The 7,310-nt window shown below is 64.4% G+C and carries 6 protein-coding genes and 3 pseudogenes; 5 read left to right on the top strand and 4 right to left on the bottom strand.

All coding sequences use genetic code 11. The annotated features are described in order from the left end of the window. Positions 1-243: pseudogene (locus MKK82_RS01290) on the bottom strand (chemotaxis protein); the annotation flags it as partial. Positions 244-1,146: 903 nt separating this feature from the next. On the opposite strand from MKK82_RS01290, the gene MKK82_RS01280 reads away from it, so the two are divergent. Then, on the top strand, positions 1,147-1,404 hold the full coding sequence (locus MKK82_RS01280; RefSeq protein WP_243984360.1) for a hypothetical protein: 258 nt from the start codon (positions 1,147-1,149) through the stop codon (positions 1,402-1,404). Positions 1,405-1,492: 88 nt separating this feature from the next. On the opposite strand, the gene MKK82_RS01275 is transcribed toward MKK82_RS01280, so the two are convergent. Continuing rightward, complete coding sequence (locus MKK82_RS01275) at positions 1,493-1,795, bottom strand: helix-turn-helix domain-containing protein (protein WP_243984358.1); 303 nt, start codon at positions 1,793-1,795, stop codon at positions 1,493-1,495. 44 nt (positions 1,796-1,839) lie between these two features. Beyond that, positions 1,840-2,193: a type II toxin-antitoxin system RelE/ParE family toxin gene (locus MKK82_RS01270; protein ID WP_243984356.1), complete on the bottom strand. Its 354-nt coding sequence runs from the start codon at positions 2,191-2,193 to the stop codon at positions 1,840-1,842. 273 nt (positions 2,194-2,466) lie between these two features. On the opposite strand from MKK82_RS01270, the pseudogene MKK82_RS01265 reads away from it, so the two are divergent. From MKK82_RS01265 to MKK82_RS01250, 4 genes and pseudogenes are all read left to right on the top strand, one after another. Next, positions 2,467-3,252, top strand: a pseudogene (locus MKK82_RS01265) (DUF4238 domain-containing protein); the annotation flags it as partial. A gap of 185 nt (positions 3,253-3,437) precedes the next feature. Continuing rightward, complete coding sequence (locus MKK82_RS01260; RefSeq protein WP_243984353.1) at positions 3,438-3,854, top strand: response regulator; 417 nt, start codon at positions 3,438-3,440, stop codon at positions 3,852-3,854. Between the two features lie 102 nt (positions 3,855-3,956). Continuing rightward, the gene (locus MKK82_RS01255) at positions 3,957-5,504 is read left to right on the top strand and encodes a sensor domain-containing diguanylate cyclase (protein ID WP_243984351.1); all 1,548 of its coding nucleotides are present in this window, start codon (positions 3,957-3,959) and stop codon (positions 5,502-5,504) included. Positions 5,505-5,650: 146 nt separating this feature from the next. Continuing rightward, positions 5,651-6,031: pseudogene (locus MKK82_RS01250) on the top strand (hypothetical protein). 54 nt (positions 6,032-6,085) lie between these two features. Here MKK82_RS01250 and MKK82_RS01245 read toward each other — a convergent pair. Then, positions 6,086-7,159, bottom strand: a complete 1,074-nt coding sequence (locus MKK82_RS01245; RefSeq protein WP_243984349.1) for an HD-GYP domain-containing protein — start codon at positions 7,157-7,159, stop codon at positions 6,086-6,088. Between the last annotated feature and the right edge of the window lie 151 nt (positions 7,160-7,310).

Here is a 7,310-nt window from a genome sequence, read left to right as displayed (position 1 = left end):
CGCCCGCGCAGCCTCGGACACCTGGCGTGTGGCTGCATCGACCTGCTCGCTCGCCCGGGCGATGGCCTCCATGCCGCCGGCGATCGTCGATACCCCGTGCGCGGCCGTGTGCATGCTGCCCGACATCTCGCGCGTGACGGCCGACTGCTCCTCCACCGCCGCCGCGATCGCGGCCGAGACCTCGTCCAGCGCCCGGATCGTGCCCACGGCCTCGCGCATAGCCGCCTGCGTCGCGCTGATCTGCCCACCAAGACCGAAAACCGCTTGCGCCGGTGGGCCGGCTACGGCGTCGTCGAGTTGCACAAGGAACTCGAACACCTTCGGCGAGTGTGCCGGGCTGCCCCGTCATTCCGGACTTGGAGCGGCACATCGGCGAGCGCCGCGCTCAGGCCGAGCGGGTCTATGGCGGCGTCCGGATCGAGGCGCGGTGAGGCTTCGGCCACCCGGGCGCGGGCGGCCCTGATGCACAAGGCCCGTCTCCCCCGCGAGGCCGGCCGCGGCGATGGCGGGGCGGCCGTGTCGCCCGAGCTCGACGCGCTGGCGGATCGGGTCCGGCGGCTGGTGCCATCGCACCGGGATCCGGAGGCGTTTCACGTTAAGAAGGATGCGGTCGCCCGGGCGCTGCGCCGGCTGGCGCGAGGGGCAACAATTGATAGGCGAGATCTACTAGAGTCACCTTCCGGTTGCGACTCATTGCCGAAGGTTAGAGCATCCGCTTCTGAGTAGTTCAATGGCTGAAGCACGGGAGGCTGAGCCATTCGCCGGCCGGCCTTCTGTACGCCTCAGCTGAAGAAATCCGACGACGGCACGCTATCGCGGTAGGGACACGCGTGACGTCGTGCCCCGATCGATGAAGCGTCAGGCCTCGCGAACACCGGGCTTAGCGCCGGGCTCGAAGATGAATTAAGCGCCGGCTTCCTCCAGGGCACGGCGCACCGCCATGACCGTGTCGTAGCGCGGCCTGACGGCGGAGCCGGCATCCTCCATGCGATTGAGGGTCGAGACGGAGACATTCGCCAACTGGGCTAAGTCGTCTTTCGACAGGCCGGTGGAGCCCGCCTGATCCACCCACGGGCAGGCTCTTTCCCGCCTCGCCGTGTCGATCCCGCGCTGGTGATGGCCAGCCCCACATGGCACCCTTCCATCATGGCGATGCCCGACGCGACCGAATGCGAGATCCGGATCGACGGCGCGTGGCGCTCGGTCAGCCTCGGTGAGGCGCACGCCCGCCACTCGTCCGCGATCAAGCGCTGCCCGACATGTCACGGCCGCGTGTCGATCAACGTGAATGGCACCGCGCAGGGCGGGCTCTTCCTCCAGCACCGCAGGGGGCACGACGGCTGCCCACTGATGCCGGCGCGGTTCACTGGCGAAGTTTCGCTGCATCCGCAGGCCGTGGAGTAGGATGCGCCGTCCGCGTGGCAGTGGCTGATGCGTCGTCGAGCCATGCGCGATCCTGCATGGCTCGACGCAGCGATAACTGCTGTCGATCCTACCGCGGTATCGAGCCGAGCGTCTCCTCGACAAGCCGTGGGTTCTTCTCCAGCATTGCCAGGAGCACACGCGCGGCACCCTGCGGTTGCCGGCGCTGGTGCTCCCACTGCCGGAGCGTTGAGACCGGCACGCCAATGCTGGCCGCGAATGCGGTCTGCGCCTTGCCCGTGCGCTTACGGATGCCGGCCACGTCGACCATCTCCGGGACGTTCACGATCATTCCGGCCGGCGTCTCGCCCTTGGCGTGCGCCTCAGCCTCGCGCAAGGCGGACATGGTGCGCTCGAAGATGTCTCTGGCCATTGTTGTCTCCTCACGGAGTGGGGCGAAGCCCCGCGGTTCCATCATCACGCAGACCGCGATCGTCGAGCCTGCCAGTACGCCTTGATCGACGCCGTCAGCTTGGCGAACTCGCGCACCTCGGCGTCCGTGAAGTTCTCGCGGTCACTCTTGTTGAGGACAGCCAAGAGGTAGACTGGGGCTTCCGGGCCGACATAGGCGGTCAGCACCCGGTACCCACCACTCTTGCCCTTGCTGCGACCGGCGACGCGCAGCTTACGCACGCCACCTGACCCCACGATCATGTCTCCCGCCTCTGGGTCGGCGGCGAGTGTGTTCTTGAGCGCAAGCAGGTTCACCACCGACATGCGCGCGGCCTTGGTGTCGGCCAGGAAGCCTGATGTCTCGGCAACGGTATGCAAGGCCGACATCGCTCAGGCATACGTCATTGACGCATGTATGTCAATGACGTATCGGAAATTATCACTTCGTAGTCCGCTCAGAGCACTTGGCGAGGGGCATCCCTGAGTGGCCAGCTGGAAAACGTCATGCCGCTCGAAGCGCGCCCCGGAGAAAGGGCTGGACAGTCAGTTCCTCGGCGCCACCACTACATACCGCAGATGGTGCAGCGGGGCTTCGCCGGTCCGGACGTACAGCTGTGATCGTTCGATAAGCGCTACCCCGAGCGAGGAGTAGAGCGCAGGCCCATCAAGCGCCTGTTCCAGGTCCGACACCTCTACACGATCCGCCGTCGCGACGGCACGCGCGACACCACGACTGAGACGCGCCTATCGGGGATAGAGAGCCGTGCCGGGCCAGTGCTGGATCGCGTAATCACGGATGCACGGGCTAGCCGTGCCACCGCGTTCAGCGAGGCCGACCGGCGGGCCCTTGTGGACTTGTTCGTCGCGCAGCACCGGCGCTCGCCGGACCACCACCGCGCCCCGGTGGTGCAACGGTGGATGGCGCAATTTCTCGCCAGCCGATGGGCCGAATGGGAGAGCCTGCACGGACCGGTGACGGAGGAGGAGCGCGCGCTTGTCCTCGACGAGGCGTTCATGATGGAGGGTGCGCGGGACATTATCGCGCGACACGCTGCTGACCCTCTGGAGACGGTCACGCCGATCATGCTGCAGCGCGGCTTCTCCTTCGCCCGCATCACGGCTCCGCGCCGCGCCTTCATCCTCGGCAGCAGCTCGTTCGCTCGGTTTATGGCCACAGGCAGTCGGCGGCAGGATCTCGGGGACCCGGGTGCGGAACTGTGGATGCTAGTGGCCCGAGACGTGGCCATCGGCTCTGCCGGACACGCGGGCTTCAGCGCGTTCGTAGAGGCCGACGACGTGCGCATCAGGAAGATCAACGGAGCGGTATCAGGGTCGAGCACCGTGCTCGCCTCGGCATGCCACGACCTGGTGGAGGCGTATGCCCGGACCGCCCAGCGCGGACTTAGGATCCAAGGATCATGGGAGGCACCTCCCTGATGGCCTATACAACTTGTCGTTCAAAACATCCCGTCACCCACTTGATTGATATTAGTATCTAAATTGCCTGTCATCGTACTTGAATGACTAGAGGCAATCGATTTTAATAAGGATTTAACCCATCAACCGCGATTGTCCGCCGGGAAAATCAAGGCCCTATGCCGTTGGCGAGAGAAGCAGCGTCCATGGCGCTCGACTTAAGCATGCCGATCCTCGTCGTCGATGACTACCAGACGATGGTGCGCATCATCCGCAACCTACTGAAGCAGCTCGGCTTTGGAGAGATCGACGATGCGTCCGACGGCACGGCTGCTCTCGCTCGCCTGAAAGACCGCAAATACGGGCTTGTGATCTCCGATTGGAATATGCAGCCGATGACCGGCTACGAATTGCTGCAACATGTACGTGCTGACGCGACGCTACGATCTATCCCGTTCCTTATGGTCACCGCCGAGTCGAAGATCGAAAACGTCCTTGCGGCAAAGAAGGCGGGCGCAAATAACTACATTGTCAAGCCATTCACCAGTCTGACCCTGAAGGCTAAAATCGAAACTATCTGTCTTGGCGACAATGGTACTGTTACCGCCGAAGCTATTGCATAATTTCGAGATTAAAAAAACTCAAGGCCGCTAGTCGAGGTAATTATCGCTTAAGACTTAGCAGGCCAACGATCGATGAGAGGGGATATACCGGTGAGGTCCGCGATGCCCCCGCTTTTCCGGCTGGTTCGTCCATTCCGCTCCGCCCGCACCTGGATCGCCCTCGGCGTTCTTGCACCTGTTGGGATGCTGGTCGTCTCTAGCTTGATGCTGTTCGATTTGCGACAGGACGCTTGGGACAAGGCCGAGCAGACCTCCAAGAACCTGCTGCAGGTCCTTGAACGCGATATCGCCCGCAACATCGAGATGTATGATCTCTCGCTGCGCGGCGTCGTCGATAACCTGAAGGTCCCCGGCGTGAACGAGGTCAGCCCTGAGCTGCGCCAATTGATCCTGTTCGACCGAGCCGCAACCGCCCGCGACATGGGCGTCATGGTCGTTACCGATGAGAACGGTGACAGCATCATCGATGCGAGTGCAGTACCTGCGCGCAAGGTCAACTATGCAGATCGAGCCTATTTCCAAGCACATAAAACGCAGAATGGCTTAGGACTCTATATCAGCCCCACGCTCACCTCACGTCTGCTCGGCACACGCATGATCGTACTCAGTCGGCGCATCGATAAGCCCGATGGTTCTTTCGGCGGTGTTGCACTGGGAACTCTCAACCTATCCTACTTCACGAGGCTGTTCAGCCAGATCGATCTTGGACGGGACGGTGCGATCAACTTGTATCTGCGCGACGGCACGCGCATCGCGCGCTACCCCTTCGTCGACGCCGACATAGGCGCCAGCATCGCCGGTGCGCCGACCTTCGAGCGGCTCTCGCATCAGCGTAGCGGCACTTTCGTCGGCGTATCGGTCCGCGATGCCATCGAACGGCACTTCGCCTTCACGCAGGTGAGCGATTTGCCTCTAATCCTCAACGTGTCTCTCTCGACGGCCGAGATCGAGGCGGAGTGGCAGGTGAAGGCGCTCGTCATCGGCGGCATCGTGCTGGTGCTGTGCGGCCTCACGATCGCGCTATCGCTTCTGTTCGGGCGCGCGTTGCGCCGAGGCGAAGCGATGCAGGCGGAACTCGAGCGACTGTCACTGACCGATGCCCTAACTGGACTGCCGAACCGTCGAGCCTTCGAGAAAATCGGGTCAAAGGCGTGGGCAGAAGCAGGGCGCAACGCTAAGCCACTCTCTCTGCTCATCGTCGACGCCGACCATTTCAAGCGCTTCAACGACCGCTATGGCCATCAGATCGGCGACGAGGTGCTCGAGGGTTTGGCGCGCCGCCTCTCGGCCAGCGTCCATCGCCCCCACGATCTCGTGTGCCGGGTTGGCGGTGAGGAGTTCGCCATCCTCCTGCCGGATACCGATCAAGCAGGTGCTCGACGCATCGCGGAGAAGGTCCACGTCGAGGTATCGAGCCTGTCGATCGGCTCAGCCGGCATCGGCGCCGGTGCGGTCACCGTGAGCATTGGGCTGGCGAGTGGTGTACCGGATGGCGGAGCAACTACTGCGCTGACGGATCTCTACCGCTTGGCGGACGGCGCGCTCTACGAGGCCAAGGCGGGTGGTCGCAACCAAACCCGTCGTGCAAAGCGGCAGGATACCCAAGGAGGCCCGCAAGAGTGGCCGCTTCAGGTTGTGAGAGGCTCGTAGCATCTAGGGCGTTCAGCCCCTGCCGCGTCGAGCCCGGGGTAGTCGCGGGCGAGGCACTCGCAGCTACGCTTTCTTCACGCCCAGTGGCACAGCGCGCCACCATGCCGATCCAGCCCGAGCACCGCGTCTTCTACCCCATCGACTAGGTGCAGCTCTCGGCCCTGATCCGGTTCGGCCGTGCCAAGGGTCGCTGCGAGAGCTGCGGACGACCGCACGAGCGGATGGTCTACCATCTCGGCGACGGGCGCTGATGGGACGCCGAGGCTAATCGCTGGCGCGACGGATGGGGCAGGCGGATCCGAATCACATCAGGGGCCGACATACTCGGCCGCGCCCGCCGGACACGGGTAGTGCTGGCTACAGCCAACTGGGATCACGACACCTCGAACAATGCGGGCGCGAACCTCGCAGCGTTCTGCCAGCAGTGTCACATGATCCACGACCGGCCGGAGCATTAGCGGCGGCGGTGGCGCACGCTGTTCCGGCGCAAGGCGATCGGCGACCTCTTCGGCGGGCCCTACGTCTAGACGAGGCGGTACAGCGCGCTCATCGGCAATTCTCCATCGGTCGGCTGGTCGTAATCAGCGGATGTGAGCGGCATGGGCTGCTTGATCGTGCGCCGCCTTCCGTAAGGACGGGTCGAACGCTGCAGCTATCGGTCGGAACGCGCGCACGAGATCGCCGTCGAGGCGACCGGCCATCCCATCCAGGATGCTGTAAGCCTTCGCCCCGGCCATGGGTGCGCGGTAGGGGCGCCGCTCGATCAACGCGCCGTAGACGTCGCAGACCGTTACCAGTCGCACGAAGTCCGGGATCTCCCATCCCCTGAGCCCGTCCGGATAGCCGGTGCCGTCGAGCATCTCGTGGTGCGAGCGAACCGCCGCCAATAGTTCGTCATCGAAGGCACTCTCGACGAGCATGGCGTGACCGAGCGCGGCATGCGTGCGCATCACCGCCAGCTCCGCATGGGTGAGGCGTCCGGGTTTGTTCAGGATCTCGATCGACACGTGGATCTTGCCGACGTCGTGCAGCAGGGCGGCTCTCGTCAGGCGATGGCGGTCGGTCACGCGCAGGCCCAGCGCGCCCGAGAAGGCAGCGGCCAGAGCTGCGACGATCAGGCAGTGCTGATGAGTGGCGTCGTCGAACTGCCGGACCGCCCGTACCCAGTCGTAGACACCGCTCTCGCTGACGGCACGAACGACCAGGTCGGTGCCCGCATCGGCCACGTCCGGCGTGATCGCGCCGCCGGAGAAGAGCGCTTCCTGGAAGAACCGCCGAGCCTCGGCGGCCGTCGCTCGGGCAGAGTGCGGGATCGGTGCGCCCTGCAGCTGGTCCAAGGCAGACAGCATCTGCTGCAGGTTGGCCGTGGCGCTCGCACCTAGAAGCCGCGCCTGCGCCTCGGCTCGCGCGGCGTTGCCGTGCGCGAGAAACAGATACGGCAGACCTTCAGTCCGGACCTGCGCCAAGGCACGGCGCAGGCGGATGACCGCGTCGGAGGTGAGCGCTTCGACGTCGCTGACGATCAGGTCGAACTGCTGCGGCGGTAGCTTGTCCTCGTAGAGGTCGTGGACATGGCAAAGACCCCGCGATCCGAGACTACGTGCCAATCGCTGACCGCGCTGGAGGTCGTCGGTGATCAGCAGAAGCGCACTCATCCGATCACCTTCAGAGGTTGTTGATGCGCACGGCGCAGCCTTCCACCTTCTGGAGGAACACGTCGATGTAGGTCAGTCCCGTCCCGGCTTCAGCGCGCAGGGTCGCGTTGACGGCGTCGATCCGGACGTCACCGCTCGGAGGCCGCGCCTG

This window comes from Methylobacterium sp. E-046 (assembly GCF_022829625.1).
Classification (GTDB): domain Bacteria; phylum Pseudomonadota; class Alphaproteobacteria; order Rhizobiales; family Beijerinckiaceae; genus Methylobacterium; species Methylobacterium longum.
The sequence above is the reverse complement of the archived record's forward strand: the minus strand, read 5'-3'. Positions and strand labels throughout refer to the sequence as shown.

Excerpts from the sequence above, each read along its gene's own strand:
- MKK82_RS01260 (WP_243984353.1), top strand. The coding sequence starts at position 3,438 with ATGGCGCTCGACTTAAGCATGCCGATCCTCGTCGTCGATGACTACCAG.
- MKK82_RS01280 (WP_243984360.1), top strand. The coding sequence starts at position 1,147 with ATGGCGATGCCCGACGCGACCGAATGCGAGATCCGGATCGACGGCGCG.
- MKK82_RS01275 (WP_243984358.1), bottom strand. The coding sequence starts at position 1,795 with ATGGCCAGAGACATCTTCGAGCGCACCATGTCCGCCTTGCGCGAGGCT.
- MKK82_RS01245 (WP_243984349.1), bottom strand. The coding sequence starts at position 7,159 with ATGAGTGCGCTTCTGCTGATCACCGACGACCTCCAGCGCGGTCAGCGA.
- MKK82_RS01255 (WP_243984351.1), top strand. The coding sequence starts at position 3,957 with ATGCCCCCGCTTTTCCGGCTGGTTCGTCCATTCCGCTCCGCCCGCACC.